General features: G+C 66.0%; 19 protein-coding genes. 12 read left to right on the forward strand and 7 right to left on the reverse strand.

Going from position 1 to position 17,655, the window contains the following annotated elements; all coding sequences use genetic code 11:
• Positions 1–24: 24 nt before the first annotated feature.
• The 3 genes from ACTWPB_RS18785 to ACTWPB_RS18795 are packed head-to-tail and all read left to right on the forward strand — an operon-like array spanning position 25 to position 2,989.
• On the forward strand, positions 25–951 hold the full coding sequence (locus tag ACTWPB_RS18785) for a ferritin-like domain-containing protein (protein WP_446221901.1): 927 nt from the start codon (positions 25–27) through the stop codon (positions 949–951).
• The gene (locus tag ACTWPB_RS18790) at positions 948–1,508 is read left to right on the forward strand and encodes an NAD(P)/FAD-dependent oxidoreductase (RefSeq protein ID WP_446221902.1); all 561 of its coding nucleotides are present in this window, start codon (positions 948–950) and stop codon (positions 1,506–1,508) included. The genes ACTWPB_RS18785 and ACTWPB_RS18790 overlap by 4 nt, the downstream gene beginning before the upstream one ends.
• Positions 1,505–2,989: a flavin-containing monooxygenase gene (locus tag ACTWPB_RS18795; RefSeq protein ID WP_446221903.1), complete on the forward strand. Its 1,485-nt coding sequence runs from the start codon at positions 1,505–1,507 to the stop codon at positions 2,987–2,989. The genes ACTWPB_RS18790 and ACTWPB_RS18795 overlap by 4 nt, the downstream gene beginning before the upstream one ends.
• Here the strand turns inward: ACTWPB_RS18795 and ACTWPB_RS18800 are convergent.
• Both ACTWPB_RS18800 and ACTWPB_RS18805 read right to left on the reverse strand, forming a co-directional pair.
• Positions 2,986–3,150, reverse strand: coding sequence for a hypothetical protein (locus tag ACTWPB_RS18800; protein WP_446221904.1), 165 nt, complete (start codon positions 3,148–3,150; stop codon positions 2,986–2,988). The two genes, ACTWPB_RS18795 and ACTWPB_RS18800, sit on opposite strands and share 4 nt — an antisense overlap.
• Positions 3,151–3,341: 191 nt before the next feature.
• Positions 3,342–4,205 carry an alpha/beta fold hydrolase gene (locus ACTWPB_RS18805; RefSeq protein WP_446221905.1) on the reverse strand — a complete coding sequence of 288 codons (864 nt, stop codon included), beginning with the start codon at positions 4,203–4,205 and terminating at the stop codon, positions 3,342–3,344.
• A gap of 121 nt (positions 4,206–4,326) precedes the next feature.
• Here ACTWPB_RS18805 and ACTWPB_RS18810 point away from each other — a divergent pair, with 121 nt between their 5' ends.
• A complete protein-coding gene (locus ACTWPB_RS18810; protein ID WP_446221906.1) occupies positions 4,327–5,223 on the forward strand; it encodes a LysR family transcriptional regulator in 897 nt (298 codons plus the stop codon).
• Between the two features lie 120 nt (positions 5,224–5,343).
• Positions 5,344–5,673: a cupin domain-containing protein gene (locus ACTWPB_RS18815; RefSeq protein WP_446226410.1), complete on the forward strand. Its 330-nt coding sequence runs from the start codon at positions 5,344–5,346 to the stop codon at positions 5,671–5,673.
• 81 nt (positions 5,674–5,754) lie between these two features.
• Here ACTWPB_RS18815 and ACTWPB_RS18820 read toward each other — a convergent pair whose 3' ends face one another.
• The 3 genes from ACTWPB_RS18820 to ACTWPB_RS18830 form a co-directional block, all read right to left on the reverse strand.
• Positions 5,755–6,396 (reverse strand): TRADD-N-associated membrane domain-containing protein, encoded by a 642-nt coding sequence (locus ACTWPB_RS18820; protein ID WP_446221907.1) that lies wholly within the window; start codon positions 6,394–6,396, stop codon positions 5,755–5,757.
• A gap of 370 nt (positions 6,397–6,766) precedes the next feature.
• Entirely contained in the window at positions 6,767–7,117 is a 351-nt protein-coding gene (locus tag ACTWPB_RS18825; protein ID WP_056822989.1) for a histone-like nucleoid-structuring protein Lsr2, read from the reverse strand.
• A gap of 131 nt (positions 7,118–7,248) precedes the next feature.
• On the reverse strand, positions 7,249–8,097 hold the full coding sequence (locus ACTWPB_RS18830; protein ID WP_446221908.1) for an SDR family NAD(P)-dependent oxidoreductase: 849 nt from the start codon (positions 8,095–8,097) through the stop codon (positions 7,249–7,251).
• 90 nt (positions 8,098–8,187) lie between these two features.
• Between ACTWPB_RS18830 and ACTWPB_RS18835 the strand changes: the two genes are divergently transcribed.
• The 7 genes from ACTWPB_RS18835 to ACTWPB_RS18865 all read left to right on the forward strand — a co-directional run bounded on the left by ACTWPB_RS18835 (position 8,188) and on the right by ACTWPB_RS18865 (position 15,349).
• Positions 8,188–9,129: an alpha/beta fold hydrolase gene (locus ACTWPB_RS18835; protein ID WP_446226411.1), complete on the forward strand. Its 942-nt coding sequence runs from the start codon at positions 8,188–8,190 to the stop codon at positions 9,127–9,129.
• Between the two features lie 119 nt (positions 9,130–9,248).
• The gene (locus tag ACTWPB_RS18840; RefSeq protein ID WP_446221909.1) at positions 9,249–11,444 is read left to right on the forward strand and encodes an MMPL family transporter; all 2,196 of its coding nucleotides are present in this window, start codon (positions 9,249–9,251) and stop codon (positions 11,442–11,444) included.
• A gap of 49 nt (positions 11,445–11,493) precedes the next feature.
• Positions 11,494–11,955 (forward strand): VOC family protein, encoded by a 462-nt coding sequence (locus ACTWPB_RS18845; RefSeq protein WP_446221910.1) that lies wholly within the window; start codon positions 11,494–11,496, stop codon positions 11,953–11,955.
• A 145-nt stretch (positions 11,956–12,100) separates the two neighbouring features.
• Positions 12,101–12,523 carry an alpha/beta fold hydrolase gene (locus tag ACTWPB_RS18850; protein ID WP_446221911.1) on the forward strand — a complete coding sequence of 141 codons (423 nt, stop codon included), beginning with the start codon at positions 12,101–12,103 and terminating at the stop codon, positions 12,521–12,523.
• On the forward strand, positions 12,490–13,152 hold the full coding sequence (locus tag ACTWPB_RS18855) for a hypothetical protein (RefSeq protein ID WP_446221912.1): 663 nt from the start codon (positions 12,490–12,492) through the stop codon (positions 13,150–13,152). Before ACTWPB_RS18850 ends, ACTWPB_RS18855 begins: the two co-directional genes overlap by 34 nt.
• Positions 13,153–13,202: 50 nt before the next feature.
• The gene (locus ACTWPB_RS18860) at positions 13,203–13,868 is read left to right on the forward strand and encodes a GNAT family N-acetyltransferase (RefSeq protein ID WP_446221913.1); all 666 of its coding nucleotides are present in this window, start codon (positions 13,203–13,205) and stop codon (positions 13,866–13,868) included.
• A gap of 209 nt (positions 13,869–14,077) precedes the next feature.
• Positions 14,078–15,349, forward strand: coding sequence for a PucR family transcriptional regulator (locus ACTWPB_RS18865; protein WP_446221914.1), 1,272 nt, complete (start codon positions 14,078–14,080; stop codon positions 15,347–15,349).
• Here the strand turns inward: ACTWPB_RS18865 and ACTWPB_RS18870 are convergent, their stop codons facing one another.
• Positions 15,350–16,903, reverse strand: a complete 1,554-nt coding sequence (locus ACTWPB_RS18870; RefSeq protein ID WP_446221915.1) for an acyl-CoA carboxylase subunit beta — start codon at positions 16,901–16,903, stop codon at positions 15,350–15,352.
• Positions 16,904–17,014: 111 nt separating this feature from the next.
• Complete coding sequence (locus ACTWPB_RS18875; RefSeq protein WP_446221916.1) at positions 17,015–17,431, reverse strand: hypothetical protein; 417 nt, start codon at positions 17,429–17,431, stop codon at positions 17,015–17,017.
• Between the last annotated feature and the right edge of the window lie 224 nt (positions 17,432–17,655).

The raw sequence follows: 17,655 nt of genomic DNA on the forward strand, positions 1-17,655 counted from the left end.
CACCACACCGAAGGAGATCGAACAATGACGTTCGCCTATCCCGATATGCTCGCCACCATTCGCGCCAAGCAGTGGGCGCTGGCCGATATCGATTGGGACGCACCGGGTGCCGACACCATCACCGACGAACAGCGCCCACGGCTGGCCACCTTCATGGCCGATCTGGTGTGGATCGAACATGTCGGCGCTCGCGGCTTCGCCGCGCTGACCCACCAGGCCCCACCCGGCCCGCTACGCGAAATCTACCGGTACTTCCATGCCGAGGAACAGAAGCATGCCAACGCCGAACTCGCGCTGATGCGCCGCTGGGGCATGGTGGCCGACGGCGCTTCGATGCCGGTGCCCAACAAGAACATTCGCCTGGTCATCAGCTGGCTCGACCGTTACGCCGACCAGCTGACCCTGCCCGTACTCGGCACCGTCATCCCCTCACTGGAGACCGCACTCGACGGCGCACTGGTGAAATTCCTGCTCGACGAGGTCGAGGATCCGGTGTGTCACGAGGTGTTCCGGCACATCAACAGCGACGAATCCCGGCACCTGGCAGTCGGTTTCCAGGTTCTCGAACAGCTCGGCGCGGGCCCGCTGCGCCGGATCGCCATCGAGACAGCCGGTTTCGCGGTGCGCCCGTCGTTCGTGCTCGGCGCGCTGCTGTACGCGCCACTGCTGTCGCGGATGTCGGCCAACATCATCGCGTTGGGCCTCGACGAGGAGAAGCTGTGGCAGGCGGTGCGCCGCTACGAGAACGTGGGGGAGCGCAGCCCGGCCATCCGCCGGGTCCCGCTCTACCACGTGGTGAAGATGCACGGGAAGGCCACCATTCACCGCCGTCAGCCGTTCCAGCTGCTGGCGGATGTGTCCAATGCCTGTATCGACCGCTTCCCGATCCGCGTTCTCGGCCGCAGGCCGTCCTGGTCGGACGAGCTCACCTATGAACCGGTGGCGAAATGACGACGCTGCGTTTCGCCGATACCTTCACCGGCCCCCAGTTGCACCGCACGGCCTTCACACCCCGGCACGAATTCACCGGTCAGCGGGTCGCGATCATCGGTAGCGGGGCGGCGGCCGCGCGGCTGCTGCCCGGCATCGCCGCCGAGGCCGCGCGGGTGACGGTGTTCCAGACCGAGGCGGCGTGGGTCCTCCCGCGCGTACCGTGCTCCGGCGCGACGGCGCTGCGTCGAGCTCCGCAAAGACTGGTTCGGCTCGTCGCCCGCGTCAATCTCCGCGTCCAGGTGCATGATTCGTGGCTGCGCCACCGCCTGACGCCCGATGACACCGCAGGCGTCGCGGTGCACAACAGCTACTACCGCACCCTGCGGCAACCGCACTGCACCCTGGTCACCTGGCCGATCGCGCGACTGGTACCGCTGGGCGTGCGCACCGTCGACGGCATCGAGCATCGGGTGGACAGCATCGTCTACGCCGACGACGCGGGCCATGTCGTGCGCACCCTCGCTCGGCCCGGCCGCCTGCATCCGTCGGCGGAACTGATGAAGGAGATCGCATGACACCCACCGGAATCGACCACGAGATCGTCATCGTCGGCGCCGGATTCTCCGGGATCGGCGTGGCGATCGAGTTGCGCAAGGCCGGGTTCGACGACTACCTGATCGTCGACGAGGCCGACGGCGTCGGTGGCACGTGGCATTGGAACACCTATCCCGGTGTCGCCGTGGATATCCCGTCGTTCAGCTACCAGTACTCCTTCGAGCAGCGCACCGACTGGTCGCGGGTCTACGCACCCGGTCGCGAACTCAAGGCCTATGCCGAATCGTGCGTGGACAAATACGGGCTGCGACCACGAATTCGCTTCGGTACCAACGTGATCGGCGCGACCTTCGACGAGCGGGGAGACCGCTGGGTGTTGCACACTGCCGACGGCACCGAACTGACCGCGCGGTTCGTGATCAGCGCGACCGGCGTCCTCACCAGACCCAAACTCCCTGACATCGGCGGCATCGAGACCTTCTCGGGGACAGTCATGCACACCTCGCGCTGGGATCACCGCCAGGACCTGCGGGGAAAGCGCGTGGCGATCATCGGCACCGGCGCCTCCGCGGTCCAGGTGATCCCGGAGATCGCCTCGCGGGTCGAGCACCTGACGGTGTTCCAGCGCACCCCGATCTGGTGTCTGCCCCGCCCCGACCTGCCGCTGCCCCTCGCCGCCCGCCTGGCACTGAAGGTCCCCGGCGGGCGAACGCTGACCCGCCTGGTGAGCCAGACCTACGTCGAGTTCACCTTCCCGCTCGCGGCCCACTACCACCGCTCCCTGCCCACGGCCGCGATCGGCGAACGCGCGGGCCTGGCCCATCTGCGGCGCCAGGTGAAGGACCCCGCCATCCGGGCCGCGCTCACCCCGCAATACGCCCTCGGGTGCAAACGACCCAGCTTCTCCAACGACTACCTGTCGACGTTCAATCGTTCGAACGTGACCCTGGAAACCGACCCGATCAGCGAGATCACCGCCACCGGCGTCCGCACGGCCGAAGGCACCGAACACCGCGCCGATGTACTGATCCTCGCCACCGGTTTCAAAGTCATGGAATCGGGCAATATGCCGACCTACGACCTGCGCGGCATCGACGGCCGCGATCTGGAGACCTGGTGGGACGAGAACCGGCTGCAAGCCTACGAGGGCGTCAGCGTCCCCGGCTTCCCGAACTTCTTCTCCATCATCGGCCCCTACGGCTACAACGGCGCGTCCTACTTCACCCTGATCGAGAACCAGACCCGCCACATCCTGCGCTGCCTGCACCACGCCCGTACTCACGACGCGGACCGCATCGAGGTCACCGCGGAAGCCAACGACCGCTACTTCCGCGAGATGCTCGCCCGCCGCGGCGGCCAGGTGTTCTGGGACGAAAGCTGCGCCACCGCCAACAGCTACTACTTCGACAAACACGGCGATGTGCCCCTACGCCCCAGCTCCACCCTCGAATCCGCCTGGCGCAGTGGTCATTTTCCCCTGACTGACTACGTGTTCTCCTAGTCGCTGCCGACACCGGCCTGCTCCCTCAGCGCCCGCTCGAATCGCGACATCGCCGTGTCGATGTCGTCGAGATAGGTGCGAACCGGGCCGACGCTGAGAAGTGCACTCTGCGCGGTGGTTTCGGCCGCCGCGGGAGAAGGCTGGATTCTGGCTCGTCGCATGGGTCTCGCCATCGTCCGACGGCGACGATAGCTGAAAGCCGTTGTGCGCGTGTCGCTGCCAACCCGCCGCCGCCCGTTACCGCGAGGTCGCGCATCAGTCAGCATCGGGTTCGGCCCGCAACTGGTCACCGAGCCCTCGGTGACCAGTTGCCCGTGGTATCGGCAACAGCGATCTTCATCGGCTTGCCCTGCTACAGGCGATCGATGAAATCGCTGATGACCGGGGCGATTTCGGGGAGCTTCTCTTCGAGCGCGAAATGGCCGGTGTCGAAAATGTGGACCGCGGCATCGGGGAGGTCGCGGCGGTAGGCATGGGCACCTGCCTCGGGGAAGAAGGCGTCGTTGCGACCCCACAGCACCAGCGTCGGCGGCCGGTGCTCGCGCAACCACTGCTGCCAGACCGGGTAGAGCGCCACATTGGTGTGGTAGTCGAGGGCCAGGAGCACCTGCGCGTCCTTGCGGCCAGGGAGGTCGAGGAAATGCTGGTCCAGAGTCCAGCCGTCGGGAGCGATGAGCTCGAGATCGGTGGTGCCGCCCTCGTACTGGCCGCGGGTGACGGGCAGTTCGAGAATTTGCCGAACGTTGTCCTCGGCGCCCGGCTGTCCCGGCTTGTTCGCGGTCATCGCGCGCGCCATGTCGGACAGGCCTTCGTCGTAGGCGTTCGCGTTCTGCACGATCAGACCGGCGATCTGTGCGGGCCTGCGGGTGGCCAGGCGCAAGCCGACCGGTCCGCCGAAGTCGAAGGCGTACAGCACGAATCGTCGCAGACCCACGGCGTCGGCAAAGCCTTCGACGATGTCGGCGAGACGGTCGAAGGAGTACACGAAACCGTCGGGGACTTCGGTGTGCCCGAAACCGGGATAGTCGGGGGCGATCATCCGGAATCGCCCACCGAGTGCGTCCATGAGCCGCCGGAACTGATGCGATGCCGAGGGAAAGCCGTGCAGGAGAAGCAGTGCCGGCGCGCCCGCCGGTCCGGTCTCCCGGTAGAACACCCGTACTCCGTCGACCTCGACGACCCTGTGCCTGATATGCGGGACGGTCACTACCGCCATGTCTAAACCGACCTCTCTGAACGTTTTTCGCAGACGGATCTATGATCAAGTGTTCGCCGGGCATGATCAACGACAAATCACCCAAAGGTCGTTAACCGGTGAGCAATGATCGAAGGCGACCGTGGAGCGAAACGAGATCGAGGCGTTCCTGACGCTGTCGGAGGAACTGCATTTCGGCCGGACCGCCGAGCGGCTGCGGGTCTCCACGGCGCATGTGAGCAAGACGATCAAGGGGCTCGAGCGACAGGTCGGGGTGGCGCTGTTCGAGCGGACCAGCCGCAAGGTCGTCCTGACGCCGGTCGGCCGTCGGTTGTGCGAGGAACTTCGTCCCGCCTACGAGCAGGTTCGGCGCAGCGTCCGCAATGCCGAACTGGCCGGGCGCGGACTTCACGGCACCTTGCGGGTCGGCTATTTCGGGTCCGCCGGTGGGCGGTATCTGCTGCAGATAGGCGAGATCTTCGAGGCCCGGCATCCCGAATGCGCTGTACGGATCACGGAATTGCAGCTCAGCGACGGTGCGAGTCGGTTGCGCAGGGGTGCTGTCGACATGATGCTGTGCTGCTTTCCGATGCGCGAGCCCGATATGACCATCGGCCCGCCGCTGATCTCCGAGGCCAAAATGCTCGCGGTTGCGTCCGGTCACGATTTCGCCCGCAGGCCCTCGCTGTCGCTGGAAGACCTCGCCGAGGTCGCGATGATCCAGAATCCGCCGGAGCTACCCGCGTACTTCGACCAGTTCCACCATCCCGAACAGACCCCGTCCGGCCGCCCCATCGAACCGGGCCCGACCGCCGCGACCTTCCCGGAGATCCTCGCCCTCGTCGGCGCGGGCAAGGGCGTGTATCTGACAACCGAACAAGCCCCGCTGTTCTACGTCCGCCCCGACGTCACCTTCGTCGCCGTAACCGACGCCCCACCACTGCAATTCGGCCTCGGCTGGCTCAACTCGGGACTCACCGCACGGGTACAGGCATTCGTTCAGACCGCGAGCGACGCTGCCGCCCAGCAGCGCTCCTGAAGGACCTCAGCTGCCGTGTTCGGTGGCTCGCTGTTCGGCGCGGTGGGTGAGGGCGTTGACGATGCGCTGCCGGGCGAGGACTCCGAGATTCGCGAGGCTACGAGTTCGGTCGACTGGGTGGTGCCTCGCCTGTGCTGGATCGCCCAGACGTCCAGGTCGTCGATAGGACTCGGCCGATTCGACAGGAGGCCGGTCCGGTGCCGCGCAAGCCAGCGAGATCACGTCGGAGCGTGGTTCGAGCAGGTCCCCTGGCACCACCACGACGAAGACGAACGGTTCCTCTGCTGGGACGGCACCTTCGGCATCGAACTGGAAGACCGCCCCCCAGTACCCCTGCGCCCGGGCGAATTGTTCTTGGTGCCCAAGGGAATTCGGCACCGACCGGTCGCCGACGCGGTCGCGCATGGGCTCTTGATCGAGCGCCCGGAGACCGCACAATGCGGCAGCTGACCTCCCTCCCTGACCGCGGCGCTTCCAGAGGTACTGCTGGTCAGGCCCTGATTCGGAACTCGCGCGGCCACGCCCGACAGTTCACTGTCCGGAGTCGACAGGCACGGTACGAAGGAGTTCAGCGACTTCCGCGGGCGTGGCCGTCGGAAAGAGTTGTCGCACACCGATCATGGCCAGTAGCCGATCCTGGTCGGCGCCGACACCCATTCGCGAGACCACGTCGTGGGCGGCGCGGTTGGCTTCCGCGATCTCGTCGGCTTTGCCCAGGCGTGTGAGATTCTCGCCCACGATCTTGTCGAGGTCGGTGGAACGCTTGTAGAACAACGCGGTGATCCCCACCGGCACCGCTCCCATGATCGAGGTCGCGGCGGCGGCATCCCGATTGCCGAACGCGACCATCGACGCGGCGGCGAGTACCACCACAACTCCGCAGCAACCGCTGATCATGTACGCCCAGAAGAACGCCGTGCTCTGCGCCATCGCGCTGCGCACCTGCCGGAGGTATTCCTCCGTGCGATGACGTGGCGTCTGAGTGTGTTCGGTATCCGGAACGGCGGGTTCGGTCGGTGTCGAGACGACGGGAACAACGTCGCCTGTCATGGTGCCTTCGATGGTCCGCTTGTTGATTCGACGGCTGAATGTCGTCGAGAACCACGCTGACACCGCGGCGATCACCGTCGGGATCAGCCCACCCACCCCGATCAAGGCCAAGACTTCGTTCACGATATTCCCCCGAATCAAGCGCTACACCCCTGCGAACGTCCCCGCGCACTCTATCGCGCGCTGCTCTCCGCTTGCCGGTTGCCCACTCGCGCAGGGTGATTCGTGGGCGGTCAGGGGCCCTGGGTGGGTGCGGTCGGCCGAATCGGGGACGAATGCTCGGAACAAGGTGGGCGGCAGTGCCTTTGGTGGCGTTGTATCTGGCGATATCGAGTTCAATACCTTCAACACCTATAAGGCCAGGCGATCAGTGCGGTGCTGCGCGGTCTACCGCCGGGCGAGCGATTCACAGCTGATATTCCGCTGCCCAACTAGACGTCAACAGCACGGCGCGCGGAGGGAATGCGCGCCGTGCTGTTGCCGAACCGCAGCTTTACGCCGATGCCTGCTCATAGGCCGAGATGACTTCCGCCGAGATCCTGCCGCGGCTGGACACTGTGTGCCCGTTCTGCGAAGCCCACGCCCGGATCTCGGTCAGATCGTTGCGGCGAGTGGATTCGGCCGCCGGTGCCGAGCCGAGGCGACGTGCTGCGCCCGCCTTCGCCCGACCGGTGCGGCGCGCGTACGGAACCCACTGTTCGAACACCTCACGCAACTCTGCCGCGTTGGCGTCGGACAGGTCGATTTCGTAGGCAGCCCCATCGATTCCGAATGTGACAGTCGCATCGGCAGCGGACGTGCCATCGAAATCATCGACAAGTGTGACAACGACTTTGCGCGCCATGGGAGTCCTGTTCGTTCGGGTGCCGAGAATTACCGTCGCTGATCTTAGTTGACCGCGGCGCGGGTTATTCGCTCGGCATCAGTCGCGATCAGCTCGCGCGGCGTTGTGGCTCATCGCGGCAGTGGGGGTATTCAGTCGGCGCGGGGGATGCGTCCGTCGACGTCGGTGAACCCGTAATCCTCGGCGAGGTCGGCGACTTTCCAGGACTTCCCGGCGCGTGTCGACCGGCCGGGGTCGGCGGCCAAGGCCACCACGGCGCGTCCGGGGAAGCGGGGTGTCTGGGCGGTGTCGAGGTCGAAGGTGCCCTCGCCGGGCAGGGTGACCCGGCGGTGGCCGTGCTCGTCGGCTGGGACCAGTTGCAGCAGCTCGGTATCCACGATTCCTGGCCAGATCGAGACCGCGGTCGCACCGGTGCCGTCCAGGTCGTGGGCGAGGTCGGCGGTGAGCCGATCCAGTGCGGTCTTGCCGACGCCGTAGACGGCGTTGTGCATGTACCGCCGGGCGCCGGGGGAGGAGACGTTGACGATGAGCCCCGCCGACTCGATCAGCAGCGCAGCGGCGAACACGCTTGCCACATAATGCGATCGCACGCCGATGTCGAAGGTCTCGTCCCACGCCTTGGGTGGCACGTCCCAGAACTTGCGGCCCAGCCAGCGGGCGGCGGCGGGAGAGTTGTAGACGTTGTTGACCAGCACGTCGAGGCGACCCTGCTCCTCGCGGATCCGGGTGAAGAGTTTCTCGACCGCGTCGTCGTCGCGGTGATCGCAGACCGCCGCCACGCCGCGCCCGCCGAGTTCGGTCACCATCGCGGCGGTGTCGTGCACGGTGCCGGGTAGCTTCCCTGGCTCGGTGGTGCGTCCGGTGACGTACACGGTCGCTCCGGCCGCGCCCAGTTCCAGGGCGATGCCTTTGCCGATGCCGCGACTTGCCCCGGTGACGACCGCGACGCGCCCGGCCAGAATCTTGGGTGTTCCGCTCATGACCTCCGGACACTACCGTCAAATCAGAACACGTTCTAGAAATTGGAGGCGGTAGTGGAGCAGAGATTCCTCGACACGGGCGGAATCAGGATGCATGTCACCGAGCAGGGGCAGGGCTACCCGGTCGTGTTCTGTCACGGCTTTCCGCACACCGGGTTCATCTGGCATCGGCAGATCGACGCTGTGGCCGAGGCCGGATTCCGGGCCATCGCGCCCGACCTTCGCGGGTACGGCCGCACCGAGGCGCCCGCTGATGTCGCCGCCTACACCAATATGGCCGTGATCGGCGACCTCCTCGGTCTGCTCGACGACATCGGCGCCGAGAAGGCCGTGTTCGTCGGCCTCGATTTCGGCGCCCAGCTGGTGTGGGAACTGTCGCTGCGTGCTCCCGAGCGCGTCGAAGCCCTCGTGGTGCTGAACAATCCGTACTCGCCGCGTCCGCCCCGCGCGCCCTCGGCCTTCTGGACCAAGGCCGCCCAACGCCACTTCCTGCACCTGTCCTACTTCCAGGAGCCCGGTGTCGCCGACGTCGAACTCGCGGCGCGACCGAGGGAATTCCTGTCCCGCGTCTACTTCTCCCTCTCCGGCGACTACCACTATCTCGACACCTGGCGGAATCCGCCCGGGCTCGGTTACCTGGATGTGCTGCCCCAGGCGCCCGCGCTGCCGTGGACGTGGCTGCGCGAGGATGAATTCGACACCATCGCCACAGAATTCGAACGGACCGGCTTCACCGGTGGTTTGAACTGGTACCGCAACCTCGACCGCAACTGGGAACTCGCCGAGCCCTTCGCCGACGCCCGGATCGAGGTCCCGACCTACTTCCTCTACGGCGAGAACGACCCCGACATGGAGGGCTTCAGTGGCCGCGACCCGCTCGCCACGCTCCGTGCGAACGTCACCGATCTCCGGGCGGTGGTGGAACTTCCGGGCGCGGGCCATCTGGTCCACCTCGAACGAACCGAGGCGGTCAACAATTTCCTGATCACCGCGTTGCGGGAGGTCGGCGTCGATCAGCGCGCGCGGTCCTAGATCAGGGACCAGCTCGCGAAGTGGCGGTACTTTGGGTGGGAGGCACATCAGGCGGACCACGTGAAAGGATGCGGCCTCTTGGAGATTGCACTCGGAGTCGACGAACGGGCGGCGAGCTGATGTTCACGCGCTGGGGCGATCTGGTCTATCGATTCCGGTTCGCCGTGCTCGGCGTCGTCGTGGCCGCACTGCTCGCGCTCGGCGGGTACGGGCTGGGGCTGCACGATCAGCTGAGCTCCGGCGGCATGGACGATCCCGGATCCGAATCCGCGCTGGCGGCGCGGTTGGCGGACAGTGCGTTCGGACGCAACCACGACCTGGATGTGGTTGTGCTGTACACCGCGCCGCCCGGCAAGACCGTCGACGATCCCGAGTTCGGTCGCAAGATCGTCGACAACCTCAACAGCCTGCCGCGTGAGTATTCCGGCGCGATAGCCGGTGTCAACGGGGCCTACTGGCAGACCGAAACGGGCCGGGCGAGTGGTTCCCTGTTCGCCACCCCGGACCGCACCCGCGCGGTCGCCGCCGTTGCCATCGTCGGCGACAACGACACCGAGATGCTGCGCAATACCAGAAAGGTGAAGGACGCCTTCGCGATTCCCGGTATCGATGTGCAGGTGGGCGGCCTGCAACCGGTGGCCCGAACACTCAATGACACCCTGTCCGACGACATCCGGCGGATGGAATTCCTCGCATTCCCGGTGGTCGCGCTGCTGCTGTTCTTCATCTTCGGCGGTGTGGTCGCCGCTGCGCTGCCGTTGATCGTCGGCGGGCTGACGATGATGGGCGCGAGCGGGATCGTGCGTACCTTCACCTCCGTCACCGAGGTGAACTCCTTTGTCGCGCCGGTTGTTTCGATGATCGGTGCCGGATTGGCCATCGACTACGGGCTGTTCGTCGTGAGTCGCTTCCGCGAAGAACTCGCCGAGGGCCACGACACCGCGGCGGCGGTGCGGCGCACGATGACGACGGCGGGGCGCACCGTGGTGTTCTCCGCGACGATGATCATCGCCAGCGCGGGCGGCATGCTCCTGTTCCCGCAGGGGTTCCTGAAATCCATCGCCTACGGCGCCATCGCGACCGTGTCGCTGGCCGCGCTCACCGCCATCACGTTGCTGCCCGCGATGCTCGCGATTCTCGGTGCGCGCGTGGATATGTGGGGAAGCAGGCGACTCAGGAGAACGAAGTCCGCCGACGAGGTGGAGAACGGTTTCTGGGGCCGCAGCACCCAGTGGGTGATGAAGCATCCGGTGAAGGTCGCGGGCGTGCTGTGCGTGATCCTGGTGCTGTTGATTCTGCCGGCTCGCAATCTCGCCTTCGGCGGCTTCAGTGAACGATATCTGCCGCCGGACAACAGCACTCGCGTCGCCCAGGAGCAGATCGACGCGACCTTCCCCGGCCGTCGATCCGATCCGATCGACCTGATCTTCGTCTCCGGCGACAGCGTCGCGATCGGCACTGCCCTGAAAATGGCCAACCAAGCCCCCGGTCTGGCGGCGACGTTCGAACTGCCGTCGCGGTCGCCGGTGCAGTCGGACGTGTACCGCACCACAACGACGCTCGCCGACTCCGATTCCGCCGGCGCCACCATCGACTACCTGCGTGGCATCGAACTTCCCGACGGCGTGCGGATGCTCGTCGGCGGCGTCCCCGCCATCCAGAAGGACTCCCTCGACGCGCTGCTCGAGCGCATGCCGTGGATGGTCGCCCTCGTCCTGCTCGTCACCACGCTGCTGATGTTCCTGACCTTCGGTTCGCTGATCCTGCCGATCAAGGCAGCTCTCATGAGCGCTCTCGGTCTCGGCTCGACGCTGGGCATCCTCACCTGGATTTTCATCGACGGTCACGGCGCGGGCCTGCTGAACTTCACCCCGCAACCCATCCAGGCCAACATGCTGGTGATGATCATCGCGATCATCTACGGCCTGTCCACCGACTACGAGGTCTTCCTGCTGTCGCGCATGGTCGAAGCGCGGGCCCAGGGTGCGACCACCACCGAGGCGGTCCGGATCGGCACCGCGCACACCGGCCGCATCATCACCGCGGCGGCGCTGATCTTGCTCGTGGTCACCGGCGCCTTCGCCTTCTCGGACCTGGTCCTGATGCAATACGTCGCCTACGGCATGATCGCCGCCCTCATCATCGACGCCACCGTCCTGCGCATGCTCCTCGTCCCCGCGACGATGAAACTCCTCGGCGACGACTGCTGGTGGGCCCCGGCCTGGATGAAGACCGTGCACGCCAGATTCGGACTGGGCGAATCACTGTCCCCGGCAATCACCGCGGCAGATTGTCGGACCCCTGGCATACGGTGACGCGAAGGTCTGCCACGCCGTGTGTCCAACTGCCATGAACGGAGTACTGATGAGCCGCCACATTCAGATCACCTTCGACGCACACGACCCGGCCGCGCTGTCGACCTTCTGGCGTGATGCGCTGGGTTATGTGCATCCGGGGCCGCCAGGAGTCGAGGTGCCTGCCGGGGTCGACCCGCTTGCCGTGTGGGATCAGTTTCTCGCGCGGATCGGTGTGCCTGCGCAGGAGCGGAATGCGAAGTCGGCGATCGAGGATCCGGCGGGCCATGGCCCGCGGGTGTTCTTTCAGCGGGTGCCGGAGGGCAAGGTCGCGAAGAATCGGGTTCATCTCGATGTTCGGGCGGCGCCCGGGTTGCAGGGGGACGAGCGGATGGCGGCATTGGAAGCGGAGTGCGAGCGGCTGGTCGCGCTGGGTGGCAAGCGGGTCGAGCGCTTCGAGCCCGAACCGCCGATGAGTGCCGGGTGGATCGTGATGACCGATCCCGAGGGCAACGAGTTCTGCCTGGACTAACTGCAGATGCGCCTGGAGCGAAGCGGGAGGTCCGCCGTGCGAGCGAGGGTGTCGGCGTTACCGTGGAGTGACCACGTCGACGTGGTCACGTGGCTGCCACTGGAAGGACGCCAGGGGATGCGGCATTTCGACTCCCCGTCGGCTGATGGTCACTGCCGCCATCTTCCGTGAGATTCCGCTGCTCGGCGAACTGGAAAACTTCGTGCCGCCCACCGGCTTTCCCCCGATCACCACGGTCTGGGGCAGACGCAATCGAGTGCTGAGCGCCCGAGCCGGTGCCACGCTGAATCGCGCGTTGAAACCATCGCGAGCGATCGTCGTCGACGGTGCGGGTCACCTGGTGATGGTCGAGGCGCCCGAGCAAGTCACCGCCGCGGTGCTCGCCGCGGCGACGGGCATGCGCGTCGTCGATTCCTGGCCCGGACGAACCGCCGTCGCGGTCGAGCGTGGTCCGCCCACCGCGACATGCGGATATAGCGGGCGCTGTTCGCCGGTGAACCGAACTTGTCGGTGCGCCCCTTTAGTGTGGCTCATATGGACGGACCGGACCCTGCGCTACGCCGCCTGACACGCGAGGCGGGAAAGTTGTTGCGGCCATATGGCTTTCACGGAACGGAAGCTTCTTGGACGCAGGTCACCGCCGGCGGTAGGGCATCGATCCGCCGCACCCGCACCCAGCGGACCTGGACAGACGGTCAGCAGGCGATCGGATTCGGCCTGGAACTCAGTGCGACGCCGATCGCCTGGTGGGAATTCTGCAACTGGCGAAATACCGTGCGGGGACTCCCGCCGACCGCGCTCGAACAAGCAACCGGGCCCGCGTTGATCGACGAGCGCGGGATGAGCCAGGAGTTGACCGAGTTGTGGTCGCTGCGGGTCGATCCGGCCCACCGGGGGCGGCCCGCGCTACAGGCCGATGTCGACGCCGTTCGTGCCGACTTGCCGGTGCGCGTCCATGCCTACGCGCGCCGGGCGCTACGCCTGCTCGAACCGGACGCCTACCTGAACGAACTACTGGCGGAACCGAAAGCGCAACCGGCCGCCCTGGAAGCGATCGTCGTTCTGCTCGCCGAGCACGGCCCGGGACCACGACTCGATGATGCGGTGTCCCAGTTCCGATTATCGGCTGCGGATCCGGACGAGTCAGGCGCCGAGAACGTCATCGCCTACTTGCGCGGCCGAGCGGTCCCGGTCTGACTGTCCTGCTCGAGGAGCCCGAGGGTCAACTCGCCATTATCATTCCGACCGTGGGAGATGCGGTACAGGAAAATGCTCGGCGGATTCGCCCCGGCAACAGGAAGGACTTCGGCGTCGCCGCCGAACTGTTGGCGGCGTCCTTGGCGGAGGACCCGGCGACCCTGTGGCTGCACCCCAAAGAATCCACCCGCAGGACCCGGCTCGCCCGGTCGTTTCGATCCTCGCTCGACGATTCACGCGATTGCAGCGATGGAGTAGACCTCGCCCTCGACAGCACCGGCGCGATCGTCGGCGTGGCGGTATGGCTGGCCACCTTTCACATCCTGCCCCGAGCGGCGGTAGGTCGACAGTTGAAGGCATGGCACACCTACGGTTCGCACGCCGCACGTGCGCGGACGGGAGCACGCGTGACCTACGCGGCTGGTGTGCAGGAGCAGCATTGGCACTTGTTGGCGGTCGGCGTCTCCGCGGCGGCACGTGGACGGGGGCATGGACGGGACCTGATCGCGGCGGGAATGTATCGAGCGGCCGCCGACGGCGTTCCCGTGCACCTGGAAACAACGAACCCGAACAACCTCTCCTTCTATGAACGCCTCGGATTCGGCACGACCGCGGTGATCGACCTGCCCGGCGGCGGCCCGCGCAGATGGCTCATGCGCCAAGTGCCGCAATCGATCCCGAATCCTGTCCGCGGCAGAAGGTCACGCGATACCTGACGGCGCTACGAAACGCGAGTGTGCGCGGCTCCGGCTCGGAAACGCCACCGCCGCATCGTAGTTGACCCGCGGGCTGCGGGCGTCCTTGTCGGAAAGCATCATTGATCCAGCCTTCTCTTACTCTTTGTCACAAGCGAAGGTTGGACGGGGGATTGTTGTTCACGGTAGTTTGGGGGCTTGCCCAGTGATCTGGGTGGGAAGGATTCATCATGGCTGGCGCAACTTCCATCGAACCGTTCTTGACCGTTTCGGGGCGGCCGGTTTCGAACCCCTTGAAGGATGTGCGGACGATATCCCGCCAGATGGTGGTGCATTTCATCGAGAATGTCGTGCCGTGTGGCACACTGCCCGGTGAAGCGCTCGACGGAGACGTCACCACGGTGACTCGCGTCTGTCTGGAACTGACCAGAAGCATGCTCGACGGCCGCGATATCCCGGGGCGCGTGGAGCGGGTACAGGCCGCGGCCGCGGACTGGGCGCGCGAGGGAATCCCGATCGACACCATTCACGACGCCGTGCACGAGGGCTTCAAACTCGGCTTCGATCTCGTCATCACCAATGTCACCAACCACGACTACGACACCGTCGTCGGGGTGTCCCGGCGGCTGATGGACGCGCAGAACATGATCACCTCGGCGGTCTCGGTGGCCTACGTTCGTGAACTGCGGTCGGTGGACAGTGAGCACCACACGGCGGTGCACACGCTGACCTCGGCGTTGCTCGGCGGCCAGAACACCTCGACGATGGCACGGGAGTGCGGCATCGAAGTCGCCGACCGCTATCACGTGCTGGCCCTCGAACTTCCGCCGCACGCAGAGGAATTCGACCCGTCCCTCGACGCGAAAGTCGTCGCTCGCCGCAAATTGCGCCGTGTTCAGGCCGAACTGGCCGACCGGTGCGACGGCAAGGTGCTGTCGCTGCTGAGTGTGGACGGCGGCACCTTGCTGCTACCGGCCCCGGAATTCGCCGAAGCCGAACTGGACGAGTTGATCGTCCACCTGTCCGCCGCGGCACAGGTGCCGGTGCGTGCGGTGGCGACCCTGGCGGCGCCGACAGAAATTCCGCGCGCCGCCGAGCAGGTCCACGAACTCGTCGAAATCGTGCATCGGTTCGGTGGTCCGAGCAAGGTATATCGCCCGCACGAATTGGCCTTCGAATATCAACTGACCCGGCCGGGCCCCGCGCGCGATTATCTGAGCTCCATCGTCGATTCGCTCGAAGCGCATCCGGAGCTACTACGAACGCTCGAGGTGTATATGTCCACGAATATGCAGCGTTCGCGGACCGCACGCACGATGTTCATCCACACGAACACCGTCGATTACCGATTGAAACGGATCGGCCAGATGACCGGGTTCGACCTCAACGATGTTTCCGGTCTCTGCCATCTGCGTGCCGCTCTGTTGATCCGGGCCCATCGTGGATCCGGATCAACAGAGCTCTATCGAGGTCCTGGCGAAACCAGCTCTCGCGCAGGGTGATCACATCGGGTACACCGAGTGCTTGCGCGGGTTGAATTCCGGGGTGACCGGCGGCTTGTCGCGCAGCAGGCGCAGCGCGTGCCGGATCTCGAGGCGGGTGCGTGAGGGTTCGATGACCGCGTCGATGTAGCCGCGCTCGGCGGCGATCCACGGGGTGGCGATGGTTTCGTTGTACTGGTTGATCATGAAGTCCCGCGCCGCGGCGCGGTGTTCCTCGGGGATAGCGGCCAATTGGCGTTTGCCGGCGAGGTCGACCGCGCTTTCGGCGCCGATCACCGCGATCCGCGCGGTCGGCCAGGCGAAGCTGACGTCGGCACCGACCTGACGGCACCCCATCATGCCGTAGGCGCCACCGTAGGACTTGCGCACCACGAGGTTGATGATCGGCACCGTCGCCTCGATGATGGCGCGCGGAACCCGGCCACCGCGGATGATCACGCCCGCGTCCTCCTGATCGAGACCGGGCAGCACACCGGGGGTGTCGGCGACGAAGATCAGCGGGATATTGAAGGCGTCGCAGAGACGGATGAAATAGGTCGATTTGTCGGAGCAGGCGGCGTCGATGGAACCGCCGAGCACCAGTGGCTGGTTGGCGATCACGCCGACCGGACAGCCGTCGACCCTGGCGAACCCGGTGATCAGGTTCGGGGCGAAAGTGGCTCGGATCTCATGGAATTCACCGTCGTCGAACAGCCGGAGCAGGATGTCGTGCATGTCGTAGCCCGCGCGATCGGAATCCGGGATGATCGTGTCGAGTTCCAGGTCGTAGGCGGTGATGTCGGGTTCCAGACCGGGATTGACGACCGGCGGCTGTTCCAGGCAGCTCGACGGCATGTAGCTGAGGTAATTGCGGGCCCAGTCGAAGGCGTCCTGCTCGGTCTCGGCGACATGATGCAGGGTGCCGCGTTTGGCCTGCACCTCGGCGCCACCGAGCGCTTCGGCGCTGACGTCCTCACCGTTGACGGCCTTGATCACGTCGGGCCCGGTGACGAACATGTACGAATCCTTGGTGCCGATGAGTACATCGGTATTGATCGGCCCGTACACCGAACCGGCGGCGCACTTGCCGAGAATGATCGACACCTGCGGCACATACCCCGACAGCTTCTCCAGCACCCGGGTCATATCGCCGAACGAGGCGATCGAACCGACCGCGTCCTGCACGCGCGCGCCACCGGAGTCGTTGATCGTCACCACCGGGCACGCGGTGTCGAACGCCAGTTTCAACGCCCGCATGAACTTTCGCGCCGCGGCGACACCGACCGACCCGCCGTACACGGTCTGATCGTGAGCGATCACCACCACCGGGCGGCCACCGATCAATCCGCGGCCGGTGACCAACCCGTCGCCGTAGAGGGCATCGGGCTGGTCGGGCTGACGCACCAATGCCCCGATCTCGATGAATGTTGCGGGATCGAGCAGCATGTTCATCCGCTCGCGAACGCTCGGAATGCCCTTCTTCGCCCGCTTGGCGAGGGCGGCCTCACCTGCCGGTTCCGCGGCGATCGCCAGAATCTCGGCCAGCCCATCGAGCTTCGCCTGGGTAGTTACCACGCTTACTGCCACCTTCCAACCAACGCGAATGCTGTACGCGACGGTAGCCGAATCACCATGCGGCAGCGCGATATGCGGGGGAGGCGGGAGAGGTCACAAAGTCTGGATCAGCTATCTCATCGCATTCTCCACACGCGCGTGATGGGCGCGCTGCCCGCGTGTGCGGGCGCGGTGACCGGCCGGCTCGGCAGACGCAGCGCGGCGGTCGCCGTGGTGGGTCGCCTCGTGACCGGGCGGAATCCAGGACGGATTGGGTTCGCCGAAACCCTGCTTGCTGGTGAACCGGCGACCGAACACCCCGCGCCGGGTATAGGTGGCGACCGAATTGTCGAGGCTCTGCATCACGAGCAGGACCAGCGTGCGCTCGTTCCACCGGTTGGTGCGCTGCAGCCGCACGGTCTGTACCGGGTGGCGCCCGGCGATCAGCAGGACTCGCGACCAGCGCGGCAGCCGGTGATCGCCGTCGACGAGGTAGGTGTTGAGCAACCCAAGGGCGCCGTGGCCGGCGTGCCCACTGGCAGCACTCACGATCCCGGGCGCGAAGTTGTGGCACGGATGACAGTGGAAGGGTTCACCCGCGTTTCACATTTCGGGTCCCGGGACCTCCCGCCGCCTGCGGTCCGGCGCGCGTCGGTGCCGACAGACCGAACGGTGCCGACGACACCGGTGCCGGCGATCAGTGAGACGAGAGGGATGTCACCTCGAATATGTTGTAGGTCAACATGATTGATAGGATTTCGAAGTGAGTGGAT

The sequence above is a fragment of the Nocardia sp. IBHARD005 genome (assembly GCF_052814245.1).

Coding starts and splice junctions, on each gene's coding strand:
- ACTWPB_RS18785 (WP_446221901.1), top strand. CDS start 25: ATGACGTTCGCCTATCCCGATATGCTCGCCACCATTCGCGCCAAGCAG.
- ACTWPB_RS18790 (WP_446221902.1), top strand. CDS start 948: ATGACGACGCTGCGTTTCGCCGATACCTTCACCGGCCCCCAGTTGCAC.
- ACTWPB_RS18795 (WP_446221903.1), top strand. CDS start 1,505: ATGACACCCACCGGAATCGACCACGAGATCGTCATCGTCGGCGCCGGA.
- ACTWPB_RS18800 (WP_446221904.1), bottom strand. CDS start 3,150: ATGCGACGAGCCAGAATCCAGCCTTCTCCCGCGGCGGCCGAAACCACC.
- ACTWPB_RS18805 (WP_446221905.1), bottom strand. CDS start 4,205: ATGGCGGTAGTGACCGTCCCGCATATCAGGCACAGGGTCGTCGAGGTC.
- ACTWPB_RS18825 (WP_056822989.1), bottom strand. CDS start 7,117: ATGGCGCGCAAAGTCGTTGTCACACTTGTCGATGATTTCGATGGCACG.
- ACTWPB_RS18830 (WP_446221908.1), bottom strand. CDS start 8,097: ATGAGCGGAACACCCAAGATTCTGGCCGGGCGCGTCGCGGTCGTCACC.
- ACTWPB_RS18835 (WP_446226411.1), top strand. CDS start 8,188: ATGCATGTCACCGAGCAGGGGCAGGGCTACCCGGTCGTGTTCTGTCAC.
- ACTWPB_RS18840 (WP_446221909.1), top strand. CDS start 9,249: ATGTTCACGCGCTGGGGCGATCTGGTCTATCGATTCCGGTTCGCCGTG.
- ACTWPB_RS18845 (WP_446221910.1), top strand. CDS start 11,494: ATGAGCCGCCACATTCAGATCACCTTCGACGCACACGACCCGGCCGCG.
- ACTWPB_RS18850 (WP_446221911.1), top strand. CDS start 12,101: ATGGTCACTGCCGCCATCTTCCGTGAGATTCCGCTGCTCGGCGAACTG.
- ACTWPB_RS18855 (WP_446221912.1), top strand. CDS start 12,490: ATGGACGGACCGGACCCTGCGCTACGCCGCCTGACACGCGAGGCGGGA.
- ACTWPB_RS18865 (WP_446221914.1), top strand. CDS start 14,078: ATGGCTGGCGCAACTTCCATCGAACCGTTCTTGACCGTTTCGGGGCGG.